The 23,099-nt window shown below is 32.6% G+C and carries 26 protein-coding genes and 1 riboswitch; of the genes, 12 read left to right on the top strand and 14 right to left on the bottom strand.

The annotated features are described in order from the left end of the window. Positions 1 to 15: 15 nt before the first annotated feature. Positions 16 to 246, bottom strand: a riboswitch (cobalamin riboswitch). A gap of 168 nt (positions 247 to 414) precedes the next feature. The 5 genes from HM986_RS17035 to HM986_RS17015 all read right to left on the bottom strand — a co-directional run bounded on the left by HM986_RS17035 (position 415) and on the right by HM986_RS17015 (position 5,138). Continuing rightward, entirely contained in the window at positions 415 to 897 is a 483-nt protein-coding gene (locus tag HM986_RS17035) for a DUF4625 domain-containing protein (protein ID WP_179336252.1), read from the bottom strand. Positions 898 to 954: 57 nt separating this feature from the next. Beyond that, the gene (locus HM986_RS17030; protein ID WP_179336251.1) at positions 955 to 1,737 is read right to left on the bottom strand and encodes a DUF4625 domain-containing protein; all 783 of its coding nucleotides are present in this window, start codon (positions 1,735 to 1,737) and stop codon (positions 955 to 957) included. 52 nt (positions 1,738 to 1,789) lie between these two features. Beyond that, positions 1,790 to 4,159: a TonB-dependent receptor gene (locus HM986_RS17025; protein ID WP_179336250.1), complete on the bottom strand. Its 2,370-nt coding sequence runs from the start codon at positions 4,157 to 4,159 to the stop codon at positions 1,790 to 1,792. A 246-nt stretch (positions 4,160 to 4,405) separates the two neighbouring features. Next, positions 4,406 to 4,699 (bottom strand): hypothetical protein, encoded by a 294-nt coding sequence (locus HM986_RS17020; protein WP_179336249.1) that lies wholly within the window; start codon positions 4,697 to 4,699, stop codon positions 4,406 to 4,408. Positions 4,700 to 4,757: 58 nt separating this feature from the next. Further along, positions 4,758 to 5,138: a MerC domain-containing protein gene (locus HM986_RS17015; protein ID WP_179336248.1), complete on the bottom strand. Its 381-nt coding sequence runs from the start codon at positions 5,136 to 5,138 to the stop codon at positions 4,758 to 4,760. A gap of 131 nt (positions 5,139 to 5,269) precedes the next feature. Here HM986_RS17015 and HM986_RS17010 point away from each other — a divergent pair, with 131 nt between their 5' ends. After that, on the top strand, positions 5,270 to 5,644 hold the full coding sequence (locus HM986_RS17010) for a Fur family transcriptional regulator (RefSeq protein WP_179336247.1): 375 nt from the start codon (positions 5,270 to 5,272) through the stop codon (positions 5,642 to 5,644). On the opposite strand, the gene HM986_RS17005 is transcribed toward HM986_RS17010, so the two are convergent. The 6 genes from HM986_RS17005 to HM986_RS16980 form a co-directional block, all read right to left on the bottom strand. Then, entirely contained in the window at positions 5,641 to 6,666 is a 1,026-nt protein-coding gene (locus HM986_RS17005) for a cytochrome-c peroxidase (protein ID WP_179336246.1), read from the bottom strand. The genes HM986_RS17010 and HM986_RS17005 overlap by 4 nt on opposite strands. A 78-nt stretch (positions 6,667 to 6,744) precedes the next feature. Next, positions 6,745 to 7,614 (bottom strand): MbnP family protein, encoded by an 870-nt coding sequence (locus HM986_RS17000; protein WP_179336245.1) that lies wholly within the window; start codon positions 7,612 to 7,614, stop codon positions 6,745 to 6,747. Positions 7,615 to 7,679: 65 nt separating this feature from the next. Next, positions 7,680 to 7,973, bottom strand: coding sequence for a hypothetical protein (locus HM986_RS16995; protein WP_179336244.1), 294 nt, complete (start codon positions 7,971 to 7,973; stop codon positions 7,680 to 7,682). Between the two features lie 76 nt (positions 7,974 to 8,049). Continuing rightward, positions 8,050 to 10,041, bottom strand: a complete 1,992-nt coding sequence (locus HM986_RS16990) for a TonB-dependent receptor plug domain-containing protein (RefSeq protein WP_179336284.1) — start codon at positions 10,039 to 10,041, stop codon at positions 8,050 to 8,052. A gap of 2 nt (positions 10,042 to 10,043) precedes the next feature. After that, complete coding sequence (locus tag HM986_RS16985) at positions 10,044 to 10,967, bottom strand: hypothetical protein (RefSeq protein ID WP_179336243.1); 924 nt, start codon at positions 10,965 to 10,967, stop codon at positions 10,044 to 10,046. 301 nt (positions 10,968 to 11,268) lie between these two features. After that, the gene (locus tag HM986_RS16980; RefSeq protein ID WP_179336242.1) at positions 11,269 to 11,634 is read right to left on the bottom strand and encodes a hypothetical protein; all 366 of its coding nucleotides are present in this window, start codon (positions 11,632 to 11,634) and stop codon (positions 11,269 to 11,271) included. A gap of 249 nt (positions 11,635 to 11,883) precedes the next feature. Between HM986_RS16980 and HM986_RS16975 the strand changes: the two genes are divergently transcribed. After that, positions 11,884 to 12,837, top strand: coding sequence for a bile acid:sodium symporter family protein (locus HM986_RS16975; RefSeq protein ID WP_179336241.1), 954 nt, complete (start codon positions 11,884 to 11,886; stop codon positions 12,835 to 12,837). Positions 12,838 to 12,882: 45 nt separating this feature from the next. On the opposite strand, the gene HM986_RS16970 is transcribed toward HM986_RS16975, so the two are convergent. Both HM986_RS16970 and HM986_RS16965 read right to left on the bottom strand, forming a co-directional pair. Then, positions 12,883 to 13,035, bottom strand: coding sequence for a hypothetical protein (locus tag HM986_RS16970; RefSeq protein ID WP_179336240.1), 153 nt, complete (start codon positions 13,033 to 13,035; stop codon positions 12,883 to 12,885). Between the two features lie 12 nt (positions 13,036 to 13,047). Further along, the gene (locus tag HM986_RS16965; protein WP_317167407.1) at positions 13,048 to 14,433 is read right to left on the bottom strand and encodes an NAD-dependent succinate-semialdehyde dehydrogenase; all 1,386 of its coding nucleotides are present in this window, start codon (positions 14,431 to 14,433) and stop codon (positions 13,048 to 13,050) included. 176 nt (positions 14,434 to 14,609) lie between these two features. Between HM986_RS16965 and HM986_RS16960 the strand changes: the two genes are divergently transcribed. Genes HM986_RS16960 through HM986_RS16950 form a run of 3 tightly spaced genes read left to right on the top strand, consistent with a single transcriptional unit; the run spans position 14,610 to position 15,501 of the window. Next, positions 14,610 to 14,942 carry a YtxH domain-containing protein gene (locus HM986_RS16960; RefSeq protein WP_179336238.1) on the top strand — a complete coding sequence of 111 codons (333 nt, stop codon included), beginning with the start codon at positions 14,610 to 14,612 and terminating at the stop codon, positions 14,940 to 14,942. A gap of 3 nt (positions 14,943 to 14,945) precedes the next feature. Further along, positions 14,946 to 15,293, top strand: a complete 348-nt coding sequence (locus HM986_RS16955) for a hypothetical protein (RefSeq protein WP_179336237.1) — start codon at positions 14,946 to 14,948, stop codon at positions 15,291 to 15,293. A 1-nt stretch (position 15,294) separates the two neighbouring features. Continuing rightward, positions 15,295 to 15,501, top strand: coding sequence for a DUF6327 family protein (locus HM986_RS16950; protein WP_179336236.1), 207 nt, complete (start codon positions 15,295 to 15,297; stop codon positions 15,499 to 15,501). 23 nt (positions 15,502 to 15,524) lie between these two features. Here HM986_RS16950 and HM986_RS16945 read toward each other — a convergent pair whose 3' ends face one another. Then, positions 15,525 to 16,547 carry a helix-turn-helix domain-containing protein gene (locus HM986_RS16945; RefSeq protein WP_179336235.1) on the bottom strand — a complete coding sequence of 341 codons (1,023 nt, stop codon included), beginning with the start codon at positions 16,545 to 16,547 and terminating at the stop codon, positions 15,525 to 15,527. A 257-nt stretch (positions 16,548 to 16,804) separates the two neighbouring features. On the opposite strand from HM986_RS16945, the gene HM986_RS16940 reads away from it, so the two are divergent. From HM986_RS16940 to HM986_RS16910, 7 genes are all read left to right on the top strand, one after another. Next, a complete protein-coding gene (locus HM986_RS16940) occupies positions 16,805 to 17,239 on the top strand; it encodes a hemerythrin domain-containing protein (RefSeq protein ID WP_179336234.1) in 435 nt (144 codons plus the stop codon). Between the two features lie 285 nt (positions 17,240 to 17,524). Next, on the top strand, positions 17,525 to 17,974 hold the full coding sequence (locus HM986_RS16935) for a ferritin-like domain-containing protein (protein ID WP_179336233.1): 450 nt from the start codon (positions 17,525 to 17,527) through the stop codon (positions 17,972 to 17,974). A gap of 194 nt (positions 17,975 to 18,168) precedes the next feature. Further along, the gene (locus HM986_RS16930) at positions 18,169 to 18,873 is read left to right on the top strand and encodes an SOS response-associated peptidase family protein (RefSeq protein WP_179336232.1); all 705 of its coding nucleotides are present in this window, start codon (positions 18,169 to 18,171) and stop codon (positions 18,871 to 18,873) included. A gap of 415 nt (positions 18,874 to 19,288) precedes the next feature. Next, positions 19,289 to 19,450, top strand: coding sequence for a DUF1328 family protein (locus HM986_RS16925; RefSeq protein WP_047547597.1), 162 nt, complete (start codon positions 19,289 to 19,291; stop codon positions 19,448 to 19,450). Between the two features lie 554 nt (positions 19,451 to 20,004). After that, entirely contained in the window at positions 20,005 to 20,988 is a 984-nt protein-coding gene (trxB, locus tag HM986_RS16920; protein WP_179336231.1) for a thioredoxin-disulfide reductase, read from the top strand. 145 nt (positions 20,989 to 21,133) lie between these two features. Beyond that, positions 21,134 to 21,724, top strand: a complete 591-nt coding sequence (locus HM986_RS16915; RefSeq protein WP_179336230.1) for a YceI family protein — start codon at positions 21,134 to 21,136, stop codon at positions 21,722 to 21,724. 39 nt (positions 21,725 to 21,763) lie between these two features. After that, positions 21,764 to 23,041 (top strand): hypothetical protein, encoded by a 1,278-nt coding sequence (locus tag HM986_RS16910; RefSeq protein ID WP_179336229.1) that lies wholly within the window; start codon positions 21,764 to 21,766, stop codon positions 23,039 to 23,041. Positions 23,042 to 23,099 lie beyond the last annotated feature (58 nt).

The raw sequence follows: 23,099 nt of genomic DNA, 5'->3' as shown, positions 1-23,099 counted from the left end.
CGAAAGCTACTGTGTTAATTGTTGGTAAAATTGGCAGGTCTCCTGACTTGTGTCCTACTAATGTTCCTTCCCATTCAAAAAAGAACAGTGGATGTTGAAGATTTTCATTAGAGGCATCCCAAAATGGGACTAAACTTACAGTTGCGGGAACAGCTCAGGATTATTAAGCTAATTACTTTTTTACCTGATTCCCTTTTAATCATGTCTATAAAATTATAAACATAAACCAATAAGGTGCAAAGATAAATAATTGCATTTTAGTTATATCAAAAATTCGTCTTTATTAGTGAGAATATTCAGTTTAATTAATTGGCATAAAAAAAGTGCTGACAGGTATTACGTCAGCACTTAAAATAACATCAAAAATCTAACCCAATTTTAATGTAATTTTCTAGGGAATCAAGTTGAAAACATCTAGTCTATAATTTTTATATCAATAGAGGTTCTACTTTGCCAACCAGTTACATCTGTCACGGAGTAAGCACAGTGGTAATCTCCGGTGTCAATATCATTAGGAATAGTTATGCTGATATTAATTTCATAAGTTGTTAATTCACCTTCAATATTAAAATTCTCCATATATATTAAAGGATTTACAGCTTCTTTTAGAGGCTCTAAATTACATGTTTCACCTTGGTCATCATGCGTGTGATGGTCAAAATTATGGTGAAGATCTAAGCTGTAAGAAGCTAACGCTCTGTTGTCTGTTACTAGTGCTTTAAAAGTGTAAGTTTCCCCTTTTATAAGTTGTTCGCATGCCTGTGGAAAACCTTCTGTGTAGTTAATCGTAATTGTTGGTTTTTCTTCATCTATATTAATGCTATCATCACTAGAACACGATGTAATTAGTAACATTATAGAAAATACGAAGTAAAAATAAGTTGATGTTAATTTCATTTTATAGAGTATAAAACCGCATAGCATATTTAGTATACTATGCGGTATAATAATGTATTAAGATGCTGTAATATCTATGTGTGTTTCGTATGATTTTGTATTTCCATCTTCATCCTCAACAGTAAAAGTAACATGATATTCTCCTGCAGGTGCAGTTGCTGGTACATCAATATGCTCATGGAATTCAACGTCTGTTAGGTCATGGTAACCTTCTGAAAATACAATTTCTTCATCCCATTCTATTTCACCATCACCAACAGGAAGATCATGAGCGTGAATATCTACCGTTATATTATGGATGCCGTTTAAAGCACTTATCATAAATTCAGCATGAAAATCAGCGCCTTTAGCAGCTGTAGTATCTACAGAGTAATCACTTAATGTAATGTGATCTAAAATTTCTAAATGACCTTCAATTTCAGTGCTATTCCCTAACTCATCTATTACAGTTAATTCAATATGATATTCACCAGCTGGTATATCTGTTGGTACATCTACATGTTCGTGGAAGGTTGGGTTTATTACTAGGTAACTAGCATCTGTGTATTCTTGGAAAAAATCCCACTCAACTTCACCATCTGCAAGCGTCAAATCGTGTGCATGGATAGAAAGCGTAATGCTGCTAACTACAGCTTCAGCATTAATTTCTGCTTCTAAATGAATGTCAGAGCCTTTAAAAGCAACTTGGTCTGTTGAGTGTACGCTGCCTTCACCGTATTCAAAACCAGTTATTTCTGGTGCATTAAGACTAGGTGATCCGTTATCATCATCACTGCTACATGAGTTTAAAAGGATTCCGAAAAAAGCGATAATTGCTAAAAATTTAAAATTTGATTTCATAATGTTTGTTTTAATTTTTGTTTTCATGGTTGTTAATTTATTATTGATTGTTTTAAAAGGTTTGTGTTAATGCTATTGAAATATTTCTTCCAGCTTCGGGCACATCGATTAAGCGATAAAAACTAGTGTGATCGAAATATTTAGTATCGAAAACATTATTGAGCTTAAATTTTACATCTAATGGACGTTTTGTTTTAAAGAGCTCAATTTGTGTTAAAAGCGACATGTTTAAGACTTGATAACCATCCGTTTTTTCTTCTGGCGGAACAATTTCATTTTGTTTTGCTGTAATTCTATAATCTGCTATAAGTTGCGGTTGTTTAAAAAAAAGAAAATCTTTAAATTGGTAATTAGCCGAAAATAATCCTGATAATGGTGGTGAAAACGGAATAGTAAAGCCTTCTTTTGGTCCACTAGTTTGTCTTGAGTAGACATATTCTGCAGAAGCATTTAATTGAAGATTGTTGATTATGTTGGTGCTTGCTCTTAATTCTCCTCCAGCTCTAAATACTTTGTTTTGAGTATACTCGTAAATTTGTAATGTCTCGTAATAGTTAGACGTTGGATTTAAATAAATAAAGTTTTCGAAAAAATTAACAAAAGGACTAATACCAAAGCTGTAGTTTTTTGTGGTATGATCTATGTCAATATCTAATTGATAAGATTCCTCAGGATCTAAATCTAGATTTCCTTTTTCATAACGGTACATGTGGTAATTAACACCATCAGAAGCTAATTCATTAGCTAATGGCATTCTAAAACTTTTTCCTGCATTTATTTTAAAAGTAGTGTTATTTAGAATATAACTTAAGCCTACAGAAGCGCTTACATTTCCAAAATTGAGCGTTTTATCTTGGGCGCGTTGTAAATAGATATATGAGGTAGAACCGTTGGCATTGTTGATGGTTGACGGATACCAATCAAAATAAGATTTACTATTTATTTGTCCATAATCATAACGTATACCAGCTAATAGATGTAAGTCTGAATTAATTTCATATTGGTCGAAAGCAAAAGCTCCAATAGTGAAACGCGTATACTCAGGTATTAAAAAACCCCAGCCGCCAATGTTGTTATCTTGAAATTCTAAATTGATACCGGCAACAATATGATGATCATCATTTAATGTAAAGGCATCTTTAACATTTAAGGTCAATGTGTTTTTTTGAAAACTACGTTCCTTACTGTTAGAAGGTGTTGGCATATACCCATGAGGTATCGGTTCGGAATGTTCCTCTCTTAAATTATTTTGAAAACCGAAATCGAGATTAATACTATGCTTATTTAGAGCTATGGATGTGTTATTCGTAATTTTAAAATGGTTCACCTTATGATAAGGAAGATCAATATCTCTATTAGATTGGTCGTAATCAATGCGCGATATTCTCACTTCTAAACCATGTGCATTGGCAAAAAAACCGTTTTTAGCGTTAACATTACTAATCGTCGTTTCTGAGGTGAATTTATCAGTGACATAACCGAGACTCAAATTAGCGTTAGCTTCTCGTCCAGCTGTATTACGTAAATTATTATCGTGTAACTCAAAGATATAATTCTCGTAATTTATTTTATCTGTGGGTACTTTGTAGTCGCCATAATCTCTGTATGTAATACGTCCACGATAAAACCATTTTTCTTTTCTGGCTTGGATTCCTGCTGAAATTCCTAATAAATCATTATTATTTTCACCTAATACATTTACTTCACCACTAAAAGAATTAATAAGGGGTACTTTATTTGGTTGAATATCTACTACACCAGCAATAGCATCAGAACCATAAACTAAAGAAGCAGGCCCTTTTACAATCTGTATATTTTCAATTCCATATTGATCAATTTCTAACCCATGATCATTTCCCCATTGTTGAGCTTCGTGTTTTATGCCATTCTGAACCACAGCCACTCTGTTAAAACCTAAACCTCTAATGACAGGTTTAGATTGTCCGGAGCCAATTTTAATAGTACTGACACCTGGAATTTTACTTAAGGTTTGCATCAAACTATTTTCTCTATTCGTCGTAAGAAACTCTTTGGTCACCACGTGAGAAACGACAGGTGACTCTTTATGAACTCTTTTTTTTGTTTTTCCGTTGACTTCTATTTCACTGAGTTTGGTGGTAGATTCCTCTAATAAAATTTTAAGGACTTTGCTGCTTGAATCTGCTTTAATATTAATTGTTTTAGAAGCGTAGCCTATATGAGAAATCGTAAAAGAGTAGTTGCCTTCAACAATAGCATTTATCGTAAATCTGCCAGAAGCGGATGTAATAGCATGAAGGTTTTTTCCGTTTATAGTGGCTCCTTCTATGGGTTGTAGCGTATTGTTGCTAATTACGGATCCTTTAATCTGAAAAGAATTTTGTGCAATAGCCATGGCGCTTAGGCTAAAAAAGAACCATAAACTCAGAGTTTTGTAAAACATAATGTGATACTAAAAGATTTTAATTACTGTTCTAAAAAGTGAGCAATTGCAAAATCTGTACTGTTTGTATTAAATAGGATTTTATATAACTAATTAAATCATTTAAATAGCGATAATTTATGAGCTTCATATATGATGAGAACTCAATTAGCCATTTAAATTATTGTGTCTCTAAATAATAATAAACTGAAGCGCTTAGTTATAAAACGGATTGGGTGCTTCAATAATAAAAAGGTATCGAGAAACTTATAAGAAGAAAGGTGGAGGTCTGGAAAATAGTTGACCAGAAGTAGTAGTGTTAGAGGTTATAAAACGGTAATGTTTTAAGTTATTTCTAATGATGACCAATTCGGTATTTTCAATGGAAAATTCTTGCAACTCTGGGGTTAGGGTAGGTGTTAAATTATGAATTGTAGCATAATCACAAACAGCGCAATGTAGAGCTTCATCTTTGTCATCGTCATGAGTTAAGGCGTGAAGCCCAACCATTTTAAAGGAAAGAAAAAGAATAATAAAGAAATATGTGATGCTGTTTTTCATTAAGCACAGATAATATTTATTGTTTTAAACTTATTTTATTATGTTGAGGTTGTTATAATTAATTCTGTTTATCTGCTATGCGCAATAACCTCCAATTAGAATAATGTGCTACAGCCAACAAGGTTGCTCCAATAACGGTATGACTCACTTCCCATAAATGCGTTAAATGAAGTCTTCCGATAGCTATAAATGTAAATCCTAATAAAGCAATTTTTAGAGGCGTCGTTTTATGGTGATTATTTTTATAACTTGGCCAAAGTGAGGTGAACAAAAACACAATGCCTAAACTTATGAATACCCATTCGATGAGTGGATTATTTAAAAAATATAAGCTACTTAGTGAAGAAAACGAAAGTACTATAGGAAATATAGCACAATGAGCGGCACAAATTAAAGAGCTTGATAGCGCTATAAGATCTAAGGCGTTATTTTTTTGCATATTCACTTTGGTTGGATTCATAATATTTATAATGGCGATTCAGTCGCATTAATAGGTTTTGCAAATATATTATTTATTTATAATATTGCAATGTTGTTGCAATAAATTATTGCAAATAAATCGCATTAAGGATGAAAAGAAGAAATACACCGACTAAAGAAGCTGTTTTGAGTGTTATTACTAAGGCAGGACAGGCGATGAGTCAGGATGCGATTGAAGAAAAAGTTGCAATCGATATTAATAGAGCTACAATTTATCGCGTGTTAAATCGGTTTTGTGATGATGGTGTGCTACATAAAGTTTTAGCAGAAGATGGTAAACAATATTTTGCCCTATGTGATGGCTGTGATGAAACACATCAAGAGCATCAACATTTTCATTTTAAATGTACAGTTTGTGAAACATTAGAATGTCTTCCTAATGCAGTTAATTATTCGATACCTGCTGGCTATCAGGTGGAAAATGTAAACTGTGTTTTAACAGGAGTATGTAAAAAGTGTTCTTAATTTTCCAAGCCTAAAAATTCAGTATCACTCAATGTTTTCATAAAAGCAATCAAACCTGTTTTTTCTTGTGAAGAAAGAGGTATTCTATTGTTATTGTCTTTTAAAATTGGGTCTAGGTTGTCCGCTTCTAAAACTCCAGAATCTAAATAATCGAGTACATCTTCTAACGTCGCAAATTGCCCAAAACTACCATAAGGTGCTGTATATTCAATATTTCTTAAACTAGGCACTCTAAAACGTAAATAATCATCAATAAGACCTGTGATTCTGGCGCGCCCTCCTTCTTCAGAATCAGGATTTACAGGAAATCCTATATTTCTAAAACTTTGATCGGTGAATAATTCTGTACTATGGCAGTTGATGCATTTATCTTGAAAAACAGCATAACCTTGCGCTTCATTAGATGTAAATGTTTCACCTTCATTCCGTTTTACTTTATCGTATTTGCTGTTACCCGAGATTAATGTGTATTCAAATTGTGCAATACTGTTATAAATTCCATCTGCAGTAATCCCTTCACCATTAAAGGCATTCTTAAATAATTCAATATAAGATTCATCATTTTCAATCTTACCAATAACTTCTAAAATAGAAGAGTCCATTTCTTCGTGTGTAATAATAGGGACTAATGGCTGATCTTCTAATTGAAGCTTATTTCCATCCCAATTATAAACTTGCATAAATGCCATATTTTGAACCGGTGGTGCATTACGAAGCCCTATTCGTCCTTCAATACCTATTCCTTTTGGATTATGATCTGCAAAAGCGCTTTCTTGAATATGGCAACTAGAGCACGAAATCGTATTATCTGTACTTAAACGTACATCCGTAAATAGTTTTTTACCTAACTCTACACCAAATTCTGTAGGTATATTGGTATAAAATGAATTGTTGAGTTCTGGAAAATCAATAGGAATATTTAAAGAAACTTCAGGATTGCTATAAGAAACAAGCTCTGAATCATCACTGCTACACGATGACAATAACAGTACAAAAAATAAGGTTCTTATGAGATTTTTCATTTGTAAGATATATGATGAACAATAGTTAAAAAGAGTCGGCTTGAGTTTTTCATCTAAACCGACTCATAAAATATAGATTTAGTTTTCTACAGACGTAATAGAGAACATTCCTGTAAGGTCTGTTGTACCATTACCACCGATATTATCTACAAACTTCTCCATTTCGGTAGCTGTATGTGCACTTGGTGTGGCATTGTTAGTAATATCTTCAGTTGATACTAAAGTTACCGTATGACTGTTTCCACTTAAGAAATAATCAAAATCAGCATTGATAGTTATAATAGGTGCACTACTTCCAACAGTAGCTGTAGTAGGCAATGCTAAAGTAATATCTCTATAAGCATCAACACCCTGAGTGTAATTATCCTCTTCACCTTCTAAAGTGCTTCCAGAATGGAAAGACAATGTTTTATTATCGGTATCATAATAGCCTTCAATTTTAGTAAAACGGTATCCTGTTCCCCATTCCCAGTGCATTTCAGTCTCATTTGAGCCTGCGTTATCATAAAATGTTGGGAAACTTACTTGGTCTAAAGTATTTAAATCAGATCGTACTCCTAAACCAAATTTTATTTCAATGTAATCTCCAACAGGAATATCACTTAATACATAACTTAATGTTTCTGTATTTGCCTGATTAACGACCGTTGCTCCTGTATCTAAATTGTTTACATTATAAGGAATTTCAGTTCCATCTGCTTTAATTAAACGAATGTTACTAATAACGTATTTAAGCTCTTCAAAATGGTGAATTTGTCCAGCATCAGAAGTGTTTGCAGTTGCAGAGCTCGATGTTGCATTTCCAAGTACAATAGGTGTGTCGCCAAAAGTGTTATTGAACTCTAAGGTGACGTTATTTGCCACTTTATTATTGTCATCATCACTACTACAAGACATAAAAGCAACTAATACGGCTGCTGATAAAATATATTTTTTAAGATTTTTCATTTTTTAAATTTTTATTAATTGGTATGTTGTGTTTTAAGTAAAATTAAGTTTGTTTAAATCTCCCTTTAAGATAGTGGAGGAGGCACTAAGATTTCTAAATACGGTTCGGTATGTTGAAATTCTTTATATGTCACCAATTCCCTTTTCTTTTTAACTTTTGGAATTTTTAATTCAAATATGAAATGAGAACTGAATGCCAAATCGAAATTTCTCGTATTAATAATTTTTTCCGAATGGTTGTCTTCAGTTTCTTGGAGCTCTTTGGTTAAGTGGCATTTTCCATTACATTGCAGTTTTGGTTTACTTTTATTGATGCAGAATTGAGCAATAATCGCTTGTTGGTTGAGTTTAAAGTTCATAATGACGACTGCTTGTTGCGATACAACAAACAGAAATAGAATGGTCATTATGAAACTAAAAATTCTGTGCATCCTTTTAGAAATTGAATTTTAAAGAAGTGAAAATATTACGACCCATTCTCGGAATGTTTCCCCAATCTGCATACGTACTGTAGTATTCGTTTAATACGTTTTCGGCACCAACTTGTACAACGGTTTTATGATTTTTAAGGCGAAACGTGTAGTCGGCAGATAAATTCCAAATGGTATAAGACGGGGTTTGATCCTCCCCATACTCTGGACTGTAATGAATTTGTTCTAAATCACCATTTATAGACGTTTGAAAACTTAATTTATGATACTGATAATGAAGCGATGTCTGATAACTTAGAGGTCTAATAAAAGGTAGGTTATTTTCATTCTCATCTTTTCCGCGTGCGTAAGTTAAGGTGCCGTTCCAATGTAAGTTGTCTAAAATGGAGTAACTGCCATTCAATGAGAAATTAAATAGGGTAGAATAATCTAGAGAGGTGTACCCTTTAACGCCAATCGATTGATAATTCATTGGACTACCTAAACTTAAAATTCGGCCAATAATATAATTCTCAATGTAGAAATAATTCACATTGGCTTGAATAGTAAATTTATCATCTTTATAACCAGCACTGGCGTTGCCTTCGTATGATATTTCATTATCAAGATCAGGATTTCCAATATAATCGTAGCGGTCAAAACTATTATAAATATAGTACCCATAACCTTCGGAAACCGATGGTGCCCTATGTCCATAGCCACCTCCTACAGAAAAATTAAAATTATTGATGTCTAATTGATAGCCTGCGTGCAAACTAGGTAATATTCTTGTTTTTTCTTGTGGTGTGCCTGGGTGAAATATCCAGTTGAATTCCACATATTTAGAATGGTTATAATTGATGCCTAGAGATCCCCCAAAGTTCAGTTGGCTTTTGTCTGAAATTTCCCAAGCGTTATTTATAGAGAGTCCGGCAAAAGTCGTTGTAACACCGGGCCAGCTGTAAGCAAACATGGTACGCTCACTTCGGTCTTGTGGGTACATACGCATTTCAGCTGTAGATAAATTATTATAAGCATTTAGTTGAATTTCTGAACTAAAACGATTCTTTTTAATGTTAGCTTTAGAGAGTAGACCATACGTGGTACTCCAGCCAGGCATATCCATATGAACTAAATTTTCAGGACGTGTGGTATCATCCATATAATGCTCAATAGCATTAAAATAAATCTTGGTGTCTAAGGCTTTAAATAACCCGTTCTCAAAAACTTGTTTGTACGTTGCAGAGGTAATTAAGGCACGTGATAACCATAAATCCATTGGCAATGCAGGGTAGCCAACATCTTTGGCTTCATCATAGATGGCTTCTAACTTTACAGAAGATAACGCACTTGTTTTATATGCTAATCCTAATGACGCATTGAATTTAGTAAATTGTGAATGGTTGACTTCATCATTATTTCCGTCACTATAATTTTCAGCATTTCGGTATGCTAAACTCCCATCGGCAACAAACTTATCACTAGAGTAAGAAGCGTTTGCAAGGTTAAAAAAGTGCTTGTTATTAAATTCATAACCTGTTTGATAGGCACCATTCCATTTTTTTGATAAACCAAAAGGTGTGCTTTTTCGTTTCAAATCAATACTTCCGGCTACGGTTGCACCATGCATGTTGCCCTCTTGTCCAGATTTTATATCAATCGCAGACAAGTTGTTACTCTCAACATAAGAAGTTATTGGATCCATTTTATCGGTACAAGCTCCAAACACATGCATGCCATCGATAGTTATTGTGGAGCGTTCAGAACTCATGTTGTTTAGTAGAGGTTCCCAAGCATACGCACCGCGCTTAATAAAACTGATATTTTCTGAAGAAGCTAAAAACTCATCCACAGAAACGGCCATTTTCATTTCGGTTTCAATCTTCTTTTTAACAACAGAAATCAGTTTTACTTCACTAAGTGCTATAACACTGTCTTTTTCTTTTTCTCTTTCTGTGTTTTGCGCGTTGGTAAACAACCCAACAAAAAGTAATAATATAAAAGCTAAAAGTCTCATCATTAAAATAATATATCGATATGTAGATCGCTCCGTGTCCCTTCAATACCTGGGGTAAATTCTGTTGAAACTTCTGTTCCTTTTAGGATTTCTCCATATTGATTTTGCATTCTAAAATTTAAGGTCCAGTTTCCTGTCATTGTGTAATTAACTATACCATGATATAAGCCATCATCGTCTTGTAATAAATCTTCATTATTTGGAGAAGAATGATTTCCCATGGAAGGTTCTGGCATTCTTGGATCTAATAATAAGGTGTAATCGGATACTTCAGAATAGGAAAACTGTGATGGATCAGGAAATGTGCCAGCTTCGTCACTCGGTTGATCATATCTATAAATACCGGCTACCAATTCGTTTTCTGCAATTCTGGGTTTCTGTGGTGCTATTAACGCGATGAAATATTGCTCACCATCACTTCCTGTAAAGGTGGTCATGTTTAAATTCATATTAATTTGTTCTTCTACAATAATCTCCTCAGCGATAGTATAGATTTGGTCATTGTCGGTAAAGGAGAGGTGCAATTTCCAGTTTTCTGAATCTGTACTATAGCTTGTAAAAACAGCATAGCCAGAATAATATTCCTCTGTGGAATTATAATCTAAATTGTAACGATGTGGGCATGAAGAATTATTGCCATTATAATTAGTGATAACGGGTAAGAATGTCACTTCCGAAGTATTTAAACTTTCGTTAGTCTGAGTGTTAATGATTTTTAAACGAAAGTCGTTAAAACCTTTATAGAAGGTTCCGTTTAAGGCTTCAATACTAATCTGATAATCATTTTTATTGAAGGATACAACTTCGCTATATTCAAAATGCTCTGTAACTATAGTACTTATTTCAGATTCGTAATCGGTTTTATCTAGGGTACACGAAGTAACCGCAATAAGTATTGCAGTCACGAAAAAAATGCTTTTTTTCATCACTTATTAGTGTTTTATTAAAATAAAAATAAAAAGTGTAGCTCTATCTATTTTAATACTTAGAGGCTATTTGGAAATTAATAGCATTAGTACCAAACGAGTAGTGTAGAAGGGCAGCAATTGCCATTGTTACTGAAAGCTACATTTAAGAAACCTTATGCATTTAGAATAGAATGTATAGCAAAAGTGTTAGACTTTTTAATAAGCTATAATTAAAAATCTACAAGTGCTAGTGCATAACATAATAGTAAATATTACGCTAACTAGTAATTCTATACGTTGCGGTGTTTCTATTTTAAAACTAAGTGAGCGGGGGATGGAATATAAAATTCATAAAATTGAATTTATAAATTTTATGATATGAAGCATCTATTTCAGAATTGTCTTCTTTTACGATGGCATCTAAATTACTAATAAAAATATCTTGGAAGAAAACAACTTGATGTTCTGTGCCAGAAGATTGGTTTTTGTCACTACTTTTTTCAGAATCGGAAGCCTTAGCTAATTCCTTTTTTAAATAGCACTTACCATTGCAGCCCATTTCTGGAGTGTCTTTATTAACACACAGCTCATCTTTAATGTAGTCATAAAAAGCAGCATACTCCACGAATGGAATAGTCGGTTTTAAAAGCATAAATAATGCTAAAAATAGTGTCGCTGTTTTCACGACGTAAAGGTCATTAATTATTTTAAAATTTCCTAATAAATTAAGGTTTGAAATGCTAGTTTATAAGGATATTTAGTAAAAAATACTGCTGTCTGTTTATGACATTTCAATTGGAGATCAATCGGTTTACAATATTTGAAAAAGGATATAAGCGTTTTAAAGAATCGAATTCAATTTTTTGACATTATTTTTAGAGTAATAATTAAAAAGAGTATTTAATTTAGCGGCAAGAATTGATGTGATTAAAAAATGTATATGAAGATTGATAAATTTGTTCTATTTATTATAGGAATTATAATATTAGCTTACTTTTTCCCACAATGGGGAATAGAAAACAGTATAGTTCCTATAGACACGATTAGTGCTATAGGCATTTCGCTTATATTCTTTTTCTATGGACTTAAATTACATCCAACTCAGATAAAATCAGGACTTAAAAACTGGAAATTACACCTTTTAGTCCAAGGTTCTACGTTTTTAATGTTTCCGTTGTTGGTGTTATTATTACATCCATTTATTCAAAATGAAGAACAAGAAACGATTTGGTTAGCTTTCTTTTTTTTGGCAGCATTACCATCTACGGTATCATCGTCTGTTGTAATGGTGTCAATGGCGAAAGGAAATGTACCAGCAGCAATCTTTAATGCTAGTATTTCAGGAATTATTGGTATTGCTGTGACACCAATTTGGATGGGATTGTTTATAGACAGCACACAAACTAATTTTGATTTTACGGACATTTACCTAAAACTTATAATTCAAATTATTATGCCTGTATTATTAGGACTCTTTTTACAGCGTTATTGGGGGGATTTTGCACGTAAACACAGTAGTAAATTAACCTTATTTGACAAGTCTATTATTCTATTAATTATTTATAAAAGCTTTGCAGCCTCTTTTTATAACAAAATGTTTAGTGCTGTTTCACTTTCCGATTTGATCTTACTTCTAATAGGCGTTATGGCTCTATTTCTCATTGCTTTTGTGTTGACAGGCTTTATGGCTAAAAAGCTTGGACTTAATCGAGAGGATAAAATTACAGCGCAATTCTGTGGGACTAAAAAATCATTGGTACATGGTACCGTTTTTTCTAAGATTCTCTTTGGTAATATGGCGACTATTGGCGTAATTCTTTTACCACTAATGTTATTCCATGCTATACAGATACTGGTTATAAGCGTCGTTGCATCAAAAGATCGCTAAACAATAAAATTGTTGCACCTATAGCATAAATTTAATTACAGGTAATTAAAACCACTTGAAATGGATTCCTGAGATTGCTACAGCTGCGACTAAAATTATTAATACAATAATTATAAACCAGGCCCCAAATTTAGTTTTAGCATCTTTTTGAAAAACATAATCTCTTCTTTTTTCTTCTTCTTCTTTTACAAATTTCATAATTTCTTTATTTTACTTGTTAATATAAGTTGTCTTAATGTTTACGAAGGACAATATGCCTTCTTTGGATAATTCGCGACCATAACCCGAAATTTTGGTGCCACCAAAAGGAAGTCTAGGATCTGATTTCACCATAGAATTGATAAAAAAGCCACCATCTTCAATATTTGAAACCCGTTTTGATGCAGCCTCATAGTTTGAAGTGAATACCATAGTTCCTAACCCAAATTTAGAATTTGCTGCTGCCTCGTAGGCTTCATCTTCAGTTTTTACTTTAATGATAGCTGCAACAGGACCAAATGTTTCTTCATTAAAAACAGGCATCTCGGTTGTAACTTCTGTTAAAATTGTAGGGGGATAATAAGCTCCGTTTCTTTTGTGACCTTCGATAATTTTAGCGCCTAAATCAATAGACTTTTGAACTTGTTTTTCCAAAGTTTCAGCTAAATCTTCACGTGCTAAACACGATATGGTTGTCTTTTTTTCTAACGGATCACCATAGTTTAAGGCTTTTACTTTTGAAGTAAATTTTTCAATAAAATCATCATAAATAGCCTCTTCAACTATAAAACGTTTAGCAGCAATACAACTCTGGCCTGAGTTTTGCATTCTCGCCTTTACGATGGAGTCCATGTGTTGATCTAAATCAGCATCTTTTAAGATGATACAAGCATTATTTCCACCTAATTCTAATAGCGATGGTTTTAAATTTTTACCAGCAAGTTCTGCAATTTTTCGTCCTGCTTTTTCACTTCCGGTTAAAGACACCGCTTTAACAATATCGTTTTCCATGAGATTTTCAATGGTTTCATGATCTGTTATAAGTGTTTGAAAACATCCTTTTGGGAATTTAGCATCGAGGAAAAGTTTTTCAATGGCAATAGCACAACCCGTCACATTAGAGGCGTGTTTTAAAAGTCCTACGTTTCCTGCGGTTAATGTTGGTATCGCAAATCTAAAAACTTGCCAAAAAGGATAGTTCCAAGGCATAATAGCTAAAACACAACCTAATGGATCGTAGCTTATGAAGCTCTCATGTGCATCAGTTTTAATAATGGCATCCTGTAAAAATTGTTCTGCATTTTTAGAGTAGAAGTCGATGAGGTATATACACTTATCAATTTCAGCTTCGCTTTCAAGAATTGGTTTTCCCATTTCTTCAGTCATAAGTTGACTCAATTTCTCCTTATTTTTAAATACCTCGTCGGCTAAATTTTGAAGTAACTCAATACGCTCTTCAATTTCAATTTCTTTCCAAGTTTTGAAAGTACGCTCTGCCAATTCCAGCTTCTCTTTTATTAACGGTTCTGAATCTTGTTTATAGGTCTTAAGATGTTCACCATTAAATGGATTATATGTTTTTATAGATTTCATAAATTGTGTATATAAGTGTTTCAAATTTAAATAGGTTAAGTTAAATGCGTTAATTCTATCACTAAAATGTTTACCTCTAATAATAAATAGCATTTCAGCTAATATTACTTTCTAAAGAGTCAAATTGTAGCTTGCAATACGTATATCTTTGTAACACAGCAACGTGCTGAAATTTAAAATTAATTATAAAATATAACATCATGAGTAATAACGGAAATACAGTTTTAGGAATATTAGCAGGAACAGCAGTAGGAGCAGTTTTAGGGATTTTGTTCGCACCTGATAAGGGAAGTGTAACAAGACAAAGAATTGCAGATGAAGCGGCAACAAAAAGAGATTTAATGGCCGAAAAAGCAACTGAATTAAGAGATTCTTTAGGTCATACTATTTCAACACAGAAAGAAAATCTCGATGAGCAAGTAGAATATATCGTTTCTAATGCGAGCTATAAAGCAGAAGATGTGATTACCACCTTAGAAGCTAAATTGAAAGACTTAAAAGAAAAGAATAAAACTTTACAGAAAAAAGCATAATCCATGAGTGTATTTAATGATATAAATCACACCACAGAAAAAGCTTCCCATATTGGTGAGCGCTATATAAGAGCGTCTCACCAATATTTTAAATTGAAGGTTTTTCAGCAGTTAACCCTTTCACTTAGTTTGGTGACAAAGGTTTTTGCTGTTGGCAGTCTTTTGTTTGCAGGCTTGATTTTCTTATCTATTGCAGGTGCTTTAGAATTAGGTAACGCCCTTAATAGTTATGCGCTAGGATTCTTATTAGTTGGTTTAATATACGTAGTTATTTCGATTCTCATCTATTTACTTAGATCTAAATTTAATGCGTACATTATAAAGAAAGTAGGAAATAAATTTTTTAATTAATATGAAGACATACACTACATTTGAAGATATAGACAACGATTTAAAACGTCATAAACTTGAGCGCGATATTGCTTGGGAAGAACTGAAACTAATTAAGTCTGAGTTTAAGGAAGATTTACAACCTTTGAACTGGATAAGTACAGCATTAAAATTAACGGGTAAGTATAGTTTTATTGCTATGATTAGAAATTGGTTCGTTAAGAAATAACTTTAAAATCAAAATTGTAAAATTTAAACTTTAACGGCAATTTGCTTTTTGAATTCATTAGGCGAAATGCCGAATTTTTCTTTAAATATTTTAGAGAAATAACTTCTACTTGTGAAGCCTATAGAATATACGATTTGAGAAATATTTAAATCGGTAGTTTTCATTAGGTTTCGAGATTGCTCTAGGCGTATATGGCGAATAAACTCTGTAACCGTACGCTTATACAAAAATTTAAATCCATCTTGAAGCTTAGCCTGAGATAAGCCGTAATCTATAGACAATTGGTCTAAAGAGTATTGCTTTGCAGGCTCTTTTTGTATAAGATCGCTAATCCTTTTAATAGTCTTTAATTCCTTTTTTGATACCGTTGTAGGTAGCTTTTTACCTTTAGTTTGTCTATCGTGCTGCTGAATGTGTAAAGAAAGAATTTCGTAAACTTTAGCTTCAATTTTTAGAATTCGAAGCATACCATTAGATTTAATCTTATGAATGGACTTAACATCATCTGACATTCTTAAATTTAATTCTCCAAAATGCGAAAACCTATTGTCGTGATCCGTATCTACAAAAACTTCATACAACTTCTTATTAAGAGAAGAGACATTTGTGGTGCGTTTCTTTAAAAACTCTTTTCGTGCAATTTGAATAGTGTTGATTTGTAACTTTTCGTTTTTTGGGAAGTGAATATAATTGACACCTTCAGACTTATTAGCAATAATTATAGATTGAAATTGCTCTGTTTTATATTCTGTATTTTGAACTCCAAATCGGTGAGAAAAATACCCTTGAAGATTGTACATAAAACGAATAGGATTAAATGCTTCGCCGTCAATTTTTAGTATAAATTCTTTGTGAAATTTAATATCAAAATCTAAGAGATTAACGCCCCAATCAAAAGGAATATAGATGATCTTGCCTTTAGCATTTGCATTATCTATAGTCATGGTATATTCTCCCCAATGTTCTTCAATTTGCCCATCGAGGTGTTCGTTAATTTCAGTAAGAATGTCTCTTGTGCTAGTTGGATTTATTATAATTTCTATCATAGGGAAGCTTCGCTAGTACTTGGTTAACTAATTACCTTTTTAATCACAATTAGAAAGTTGTAACGGATTGTGTTAGCTGTAAAAATAGATGATTAATTATTGAATTTGGGCAATGTTTTTACAAAAAGATTAAATCATTCCATTTTAATCCTGCAGGTGTGTGAATAAGTTAACCTTTTAATTATTTGAGCAAACTACAGCTTAATTCTATGATTATTTTTGTTAAATCATTATAAATCAACTAAAAACCCAACCCAATGAACATATATGAAGCTATAAGGAAAGATCACGATATTCAGCGTAATTTATTGGATAAGCTAGTGGATACTTCTGGAGACACTAAAACGCGCCAAGATTTATTTAAGGAGTTGCGCAAAGAGTTAACGCTTCATGCCAATGCAGAGGAGCGGCATTTTTATAAGCCTTTAATTCCAACAGACATGATGCAAGAACATGCCAGGCACGGTATTGCAGAGCATCATGAAATTGATGAACTAATTGAGCAGTTAGAAAAAACAGAAATGGATTCTTCGGCATGGCTAAAAGTAGCAAAAGATTTAAAACATAAAGTAGAGCACCACTTAGAAGATGAGGAGCATTCGTTTTTTCAATTGTCTGGAAAAGTGTTTAACGATAAAGAAAAAACGGCATTAGCTACAAAATATAATGCTTATATGGATGAGCATAGGTAATTTAATCTTACTAAGACTAAAAAGCTATCTTTTAAATTTAAAGGATAGCTTTTTTTTGTTTGAGTATTGTTGGTAGTGAGAGATTTAATATTTTATTTATCTTGTTTTTCTTAAAATGTGTTAAGATTTTCGGAGGTAATTAATTGGGTTAATCTCTTAAGTAATTGAATTAATCAACCCTTAAAAAGATAGGTACATTTGATTATCAATTAGCAGTGAAACGCTAACGATGTAAAAAGGTAAGCATCTAGGGAAAATTACCTTAAAATTAAAAATTAAAAAAAAATGGCAACATACACAGAAGAAGTAGGAAATAAACTTAATGGTTTATTAGAGAAAAATTACGACGCAGAAAAAGGTTATAAAAAAGCTGCCGAAAACACAAAACATACAGGATTAAAAACGTATTTTAATAGAAAAGCAATAGAGAGAAAAACTTTTGGACACGATCTTAAGTCAGAGATTAGAGCTTTTGGTCAAGAAGTAGATAAGGGAGGGAGTCTTACAGGATCAGCACATAGGACTTGGATGGACGTTAAAGCTATGTTTTCAGCCGATAATGAAGAATCCATGCTAGAAGAGGCCATTAGAGGCGAAAAAGCGTCTGTTAATGAATACGATGAGGTATTGCAAGAAGCAAGTTTGCCTAGTAGCACAAAATCAATTCTTTTATCTCAGAAAAACCAAATTGAAACTGATTTATCTAAAGTAAAGTCTCTAGAGAATTTGAGATAGAAATTTATTCAGAATTTTTAAACATTGAAGGAAGAGCGTATTCTAAATTATAGAATACGCTTTTTTAGTTTTCATTTAATCCAAAATTGATTGGGAGTGTTATTTATTGTCATCTTGTTTGTATGAGATAGTTTTTTAAGTGTTTAGGATAATGATGATCCGTTATTATGCCTTACTTGCAAATAAAAACGCTTATGTTTTATAAACTATCAAGCACCGCTAATTTAAAAGATATTGAATCTGTTTTTAATGCACAATTTAGATATCCTTTGCTTTACAATTCTAAACCAATAATTAATGGTTTATCTGAGCAATCACTTCCTATAATGCGTATGAATAATTCAAATGTTATTGAGTATGCCATATGGGGAATGTTGCCCGATAATTATAATGATGGTTGGGATAATTTTCAGAATTTAACAAATACATTAAATATATCAATTGATAAAATCAACGAACTAGATTGGATGAAAAGCAGCCTTGTTAACAAACGTTGCGTTGTTATAGTTTCTGGTTTTTTTGCGTCTTATTTATACAATGGGGAAGTATACCCTTTTTACGTTTATGCCAAAAATCGCCAGCCCTTTACTTTAGCTGGCGTTTATTCTAGGTTGGCAGATGGTTTTATGACGGTTAGTTTAGTAACTACCACCGCAGGAAACGGATTAAAACACGTACACAATTTAGGTCAAGATTTTCCTATTTGTATGAGTGCTAATAACTATAAAGAGTGGTTAAATATAGATTTAGCTAGGTCCACTGATAATATTGAAAACATTAAAGTCGCCGACTTAAAAGCGCATACCATTTCAAAAGAGTTTTATAAAAACGATATTATATTTGAATCAGTTTTAGATCCGGCACATTATAATGATTTACCCCTGCTTAGTATAAGTTAAATTGATAATGTCTTTAAAGTGCTACCGCGAAGTATTTCAAGAAAGGAACGCTCTAGTTTGATAAAGACATTCAAAATTTAGAAAGTTAGAAAGTGTTACATAAATCTAAATTTTCAAACCTATTTTATTGCGTTAATAACTGAAGTTTATGAGTTAAAGCTGATACATAATAAGGTTTATCTTCGTAGTATATTAATAGTAACTTAAGTTTAAATACTTTTTTTAGTTTAGTATAGGTTGGTTACCTAGTGTTAAAGCGAGTTCTCCCTTAGAGAACTCGCTTTTTCTTGTGCCTAATTTGAATGATCAAAACGGTTAATATCAATAGTATATGAGCAAAAGACTCTTCTAAATATAAGCCATCTTTGTAATGAGGGTTAGAGGTTCTAACCTAATAACTAAAAACCAAAAAATTATGTTACGTTGGACAATCACATTCGTTATAATAGCAATCATAGCAGCAATCCTTGGATTCGGAGGAATAGCAGGAGCAGCAGCAGGAATTGCTAAAATTATCTTCTTTATTTTTATAGTACTTTTTGTACTGTCATTATTAAAAGGAGTTATAAAAAAGTAAAAGAATAATATATAAATGTTTAATGGCCTTGAGAAATACAATTTCTCAAGGCCATTTATTATAGCACGCTACACGTCTCTAATTTTCAGGATAGATAGTGTTACCCACTTCTTTAATTTTAATTTTTTTTTAAACGAATTCTCAACACTTTTAGTCTAAAACTATCAGGATACGTTTTACTTATCTAGGGACACTGTTGGTTAAATAAAACAATCTAACATTACATTATGCCAATTGTTGTAATACCTAACTAAGTTCTACACGTCATTAAGATTTTATTGTGTTCTTCTAGAAATTCTTCTCTAACAATATTTTCAATAGGGGTTTAATTTAATTTCGATCTGTAAGATATAAACACGACGAATAAACTTAATATTAGAATTTTCACCATATAAATCGTGACATTTTACTTTTAAACACCTTTGAATTACGAAATTATATGTTGAATCCCTTTAGATTCATAAAATTTATAATGGTATAAGTACTGTTAATAACTTCATTGTAAGGATTTGCACAAAAAACCTACTTTTGTTTTATATAATAAAATACAAGATATGTCTGATACAATTGAAAAAGTAAAGTGTTTAATTATAGGATCTGGACCTGCAGGATACACAGCTGCAATATATGCGTCTAGAGCAAATATGTTTCCTGTTTTATATCAAGGGGAGCAGCCTGGGGGGCAGTTAACGACAACCAATGATGTTGAGAATTTTCCGGGTTATCCTGAAGGCATAACTGGGCCAGGAATGATGATTGAGTTACAAAAACAAGCTGAACGTTTTGGAACAGATGTAAGGCATGGTTGGATTACTAAAGTTGATTTTTCTGGTGACATCCATAAAGTTTGGGTGAATGAAGAAAAAGAGATTCATGCAGATACTATAATTATTTCAACAGGAGCTTCTGCTAAATATTTAAACTTACCCTCTGAACAAAAATATTTAAAATTAGGTGGTGGCGTTTCAGCATGTGCCGTTTGTGATGGATTCTTTTATAGAAATCAGGAAGTTGTGATTGTTGGAGCAGGCGATTCTGCCTGTGAAGAAGCACATTATTTATCTAAACTTTGTAAAAAAGTAACTATGCTGGTAAGACGCGATGAATTTAGAGCTTCTAAAATCATGGCAGAACGTGTACAAAAAACAGAGAATATAGATATACTTTACAATACTGAAACCGATGAGGTTTTAGGTGATGGGCAAGTGGTTACAGGTGTTCGTGTTATTAATAACCAAACTAATGTAAAGCAAGATATTGAAGCTACTGGTTTCTTCGTAGCTATAGGTCATAAACCTAATACGGATATTTTTAAAGATTATTTAGATTTAGATGAAACAGGTTATATTATTAATGCAAAGCCAGGAACAAGCAAAACTAATATCGAAGGTGTGTTTGTAAGTGGTGATGCCGCAGATCATGTTTACAGGCAAGCGATTACAGCAGCAGGTACTGGATGCATGGCGGCATTAGACGCAGAACGTTATTTAGCAGCTAAAGATTCTGATTTTGAGGTTGCGACTTCTACTTATAACTAAATTAATTCTTACATATATGGGGAGCCGAAGTTTAACACTTCGGCTTTTTTTTGTGCATTTTTTTTAGGAAAATTGGGTATATGACTTTTGTCATAATTTAAAAGGCTTTTAATGGCAATCTTTGTCGAAACATTAAAACTCAATTATGAAACATTCTTTTAAACTCCCGGTATTTTTTCTAACAGTTTTCTTAAGTAGTCTATTTTCTTTTCAGACTGTTTTTTCTCAAAATTATACTTTAATTAATTCTTCTTCCGTGTTAGAAGTGCATGGAACGTCTTCTTTACATGATTGGACATTAGAAACGGAAAAGCAATCAGGTAAAGTTGTTATTGCTAACTCAGAAGAACTAGAGATTAGTAGTCTTAATTTTTCTGTTGAAGCAGAAAGTCTTAAAAGTGGTAAGTCATCAATGGATAAAAACACTTATAAAGCTTTAAATACAAATGATCATAAAACAATGGACTTTAGTCTTACGTCATTAAAGAAAGTTACTAAGTTATCTGATCAATCTTTCAAAGTTTCTGCTTTAGGGAAAATGACTGTGTCTGGTGTTACGAAATCAATTACAATTGATATGACTGTAAAATTAGAAGGAAATAGGCTTTTACTTAATGGTGAAAAATCATTTAAAATGACAGATTTTGGTATTGATCCACCTAAAGCTTTATTAGGAACTATTAAAACAGGTAATGACATTACAATTGAATTCAAATCCGTATTCGAACAGAAATAAATAAAACATAAAATCAATTCAACCTTAAATTTATAAATTATGAAATCAATATTAAAACTCGTAGCACTTGTCATTGTTATGACAATGGGATATTCTATATCTGCACAGACAAAAAATCCAAGAGATTTTGATAATTACAGACAACCAGATCAAAGAGGTGTTAATGTTTTTGAAGCAAAAAAAGACACTGTCACGGCTTTTGAAGAACTTCATGTTAGGATAGGAGGGTCATTTGCTCTGCAGTACCAAGCCTTAGATAATGAGAACTCAGGCATTACACCGTTATCAGAAGTTGGTAGTAACTTTAACCTAGCGACTGCTAATTTAGATTTAGATGTGGCGCTTTACGATGGTGTAAGCATGCATTTAAGAACGTATTTGTCATCTAGACACCACCACGAACCTTATGTAAAAGGGGGGTATTTTAAAATAGATAAATTAGATTTTATCTCTAAAGGATTTATGGAAGAGCTTATGAAGCATACGACTATTAAAATTGGTCATATGGAAAATAACTACGGAGATGCACATTTTAGAAGAAGTGATAATGCGCAGGCAATTTACAATCCATTTGTAGGGAATTTAATTATGGATTCGTTTACTACAGAGGTTGGTGCAGAGGTATATTATACAGCCGATAATGGATTTTTTGGTATGGTCGGATTTACTAATGGTAAATTAAACCAAAGCACTACCGTATCTGATGGTTCAACTGGAGGAGCTGCATTCTTAGCAAAATTAGGCTTCGATAAGCAAATCAATGATGATTTTAGATTCAGATTAACAGGATCGTTATACAATACAGGGTATGCTCCAAATGTATATTTATATTCTGCAGATAGAGCTGGTTCTAGATATTATAATATTATGCAAGATGCTACAGCAACTAGCGATAACTTTAGATCTGGTCGTTTTGATCCTGGTTTTAAAAATCAAATTACTGCAGTAATGATTAACCCATTTGTTAAGTATGGTGGATTAGAATTTTTTGGAACTGTTGAGTTAGCTTCAGGAAAAGCTTTAAGTGAAGCCGATAGAAGAAACGCAGATCAATATGCTGGTGAGGTTATATACAGATTTGGGCAAGCAGAAAACGTATATTTAGGTGCACGTTACAACACAGTAAGTGCTGAGTTAGCAAGTGGTGATGATGTTAGTGTTAATAGATTTCAACTAGGCGCAGGTTGGTTTTTAACCCAAAATGTATTATTGAAAGCCGAATATGTAGTACAAAAATATGAGGATTATCCAACCGGAGATCTTCTTGAAGATGGTCAGTTTGATGGGCTTATGTTAGAGGCAGTTATAAGCTTTTAAGTATTAGTTTTTAAGACCTTCATCTTTCCGGATGGAGGTCTTACTTTTTATTTTTTTT

Source organism: Winogradskyella costae, from assembly GCF_013403865.1.
In the GTDB taxonomy this organism is placed as follows: domain Bacteria; phylum Bacteroidota; class Bacteroidia; order Flavobacteriales; family Flavobacteriaceae; genus Winogradskyella; species Winogradskyella costae.
Note: the sequence above shows the minus strand (reverse complement) of the source record. Positions and strands in the feature narration are given on the sequence as shown.